A 2,784-nucleotide genomic window follows, 5' to 3' on the forward strand; every position below is an offset into this window, starting at 1 on the left:
TGTGTTAGGTGAAGTGGCCTGGAATGGTCTGCCGTAGTCGGTGAGAGTCCGGTAGCTGAAAACACATGGTCTTGCGTGACGGTGTCCCCAAGTAGCAGCGGGCTCGTGGAATCTGCTGTGAATCTGCCGGGACCACCCGGTAAGCCTGAATACTTCCTGGTGACCGATAGCGGACTAGTACCGTGAGGGAAAGGTGAAAAGTACCCCGGGAGGGGAGTGAAATAGTACCTGAAACCGGACGCTTACAATCCGTCAAAGCCTGTGCCTTCGGGGCGGGTGATGGCGTGCCTTTTGAAGAATGAGCCTGCGAGTTAGTGCTCGGTGGCGAGGTTAACCCGTGTGGGGTAGCCGTAGCGAAAGCGAGTCTGAATAGGGCGTTTGAGTCGCCGGGTCTAGACCCGAAGCGGAGTGATCTACCCATGGCCAGGGTGAAGCGTCGGTAAGACGTCGTGGAGGCCCGAACCCACTTCAGTTGAAAATGGAGGGGATGAGTTGTGGGTAGGGGTGAAAGGCCAATCAAACTCCGTGATAGCTGGTTCTCCCCGAAATGCATTTAGGTGCAGCGTCACATGTTTCTTACTGGAGGTAGAGCTACTGGATGGCCGATGGGCCCCACAGGGTTACTGACGTCAGCCAAACTCCGAATGCCGGTAAGTGAGAGTGTGGCAGTGAGACTGCGGGCGATAAGGTTCGTAGTCGAGAGGGAAACAGCCCAGATCGCCGGCTAAGGCCCCTAAGCGTGTACTAAGTGGAAAAGGATGTGGGGTCGCGAAGACAACCAGGAGGTTGGCTTAGAAGCAGCCACCCTTGAAAGAGTGCGTAATAGCTCACTGGTCAAGTGATCCTGCGCCGACAATGTAGCGGGGCTCAAGTACACCGCCGAAGCCGCGGCACTCCACCATGACATCCGCAGAGGTTTACGGACTTCTGTGTAGTGGGTGGGGTGGGTAGGGGAGCGTCCTGCATCCGTGGAAGCGCCGGAGTGATCCAGGTGTGGAGGGTGTGGGAGTGAGAATGCAGGCATGAGTAGCGAAAGCAGAGTGAGAAACTCTGCCGCCGAATGACCAAGGGTTCCTGGGCCAGGCTAATCCGCCCAGGGTGAGTCGGGACCTAAGGCGAGGCCGACAGGCGTAGTCGATGGACAACGGGTTGATATTCCCGTACCCGTGTATCCGCGCCCATGCTGAATCAGTTGTACTAACCATCCTGATCCCCCGGGAGCACCTTCGGGTGCCGAGTGGGGTGATGCATGGGACCTTGGCTGGTAGTAGGCAAGCGATGGGGTGACGCAGGAAGGTAGTGGGGCCAGTCAGTGGTTGTACTGGTGTAAGCCTGTAGGGCGAGTGATAGGCAAATCCGTCACTCACATAGCCTGAGAGGTGATGCGTAGCCGTTGTGGCGAATTCCATGATCCTATGCTGCCGAGAAAAGCCTCTAGTGAGTTGGTACACGGCCCGTACCCCAAACCAACACAGGTGGTCAGGTAGAGAATACTAAGGCGATCGAGAGAACTGTGGTTAAGGAACTCGGCAAAATGCCCCCGTAACTTCGGGAGAAGGGGGACCCATCCTGGTGACGATCTTTTCGGTCTGAGCTGGTGTGGGTCGCAGAGACCAGAGAGAAGCGACTGTTTACTAAAAACACAGGTCCGTGCGAAGTCGTAAGACGATGTATACGGACTGACGCCTGCCCGGTGCTGGAAGGTTAAGAGGACCGGTTAATCACCTTCGGGTGGTGAAGCTGAGAATTTAAGCCCCAGTAAACGGCGGTGGTAACTATAACCATCCTAAGGTAGCGAAATTCCTTGTCGGGTAAGTTCCGACCTGCACGAATGGCGTAACGACTTCTCTGCTGTCTCAACCACAGACTCGGCGAAATTGCAGTACGAGTAAAGATGCTCGTTACGCGCGGCAGGACGAAAAGACCCCGGGACCTTCACTATAGCTTGGTATTGGTGTTCGGTTCGGTTTGTGTAGGATAGGTGGGAGACTGTGAAGTGGGCACGCCAGTGTTCATGGAGTCGTTGTTGAAATACCACTCTGATCGTATTGGACTTCTAACCTCGGACCCTGATCGGGTTCAGGGACAGTGCCTGGTGGGTAGTTTAACTGGGGCGGTTGCCTCCTAAAAGGTAACGGAGGCGCCCAAAGGTTCCCTCAGCCTGGTTGGCAATCAGGTGTTGAGTGTAAGTGCACAAGGGAGCTTGACTGTGAGACGTACATGTCGAGCAGGGACGAAAGTCGGGACTAGTGATCCGGCACCGGCAAGTGGAAGCGGTGTCGCTCAACGGATAAAAGGTACCCCGGGGATAACAGGCTGATCTTCCCCAAGAGTCCATATCGACGGGATGGTTTGGCACCTCGATGTCGGCTCGTCGCATCCTGGGGCTGGAGTAGGTCCCAAGGGTTGGGCTGTTCGCCCATTAAAGCGGCACGCGAGCTGGGTTTAGAACGTCGTGAGACAGTTCGGTCTCTATCCGCCGCGCGCGTAAGAAACTTGAGGAAACCTGTCCCTAGTACGAGAGGACCGGGACGGACGAACCTCTGGTGTGCCAGTTGTCCCGCCAGGGGCACTGCTGGTTAGCTACGTTCGGAAGGGATAACCGCTGAAAGCATCTAAGCGGGAAGCCTGTTCCAAGATGAGGTTTCTCACCCCCTTCGCGGGGTTAAGGCCCCCCACAGACCATGGGGTTGATAGGCCAGAACTGTACGCACAGCAATGTGTTCAGGTGACTGGTACTAATCGGCCGAGGACTTACCAACAACACCCACAACATCACCAAAC

1 rRNA gene is annotated in these 2,784 nt (G+C 56.0%); it reads left to right on the forward strand.

Annotated elements, in window-relative coordinates:
• Positions 1–2,762: ribosomal RNA gene (locus FFS52_RS23440) — 23S ribosomal RNA — on the forward strand; the annotation flags it as partial.
• Between the last annotated feature and the right edge of the window lie 22 nt (positions 2,763–2,784).

Origin of the sequence: Gordonia sp. ALPHA1B1, assembly GCF_005502615.1 — a bacterium.
Lineage (GTDB): Bacteria > Actinomycetota > Actinomycetes > Mycobacteriales > Mycobacteriaceae > Gordonia > Gordonia hongkongensis.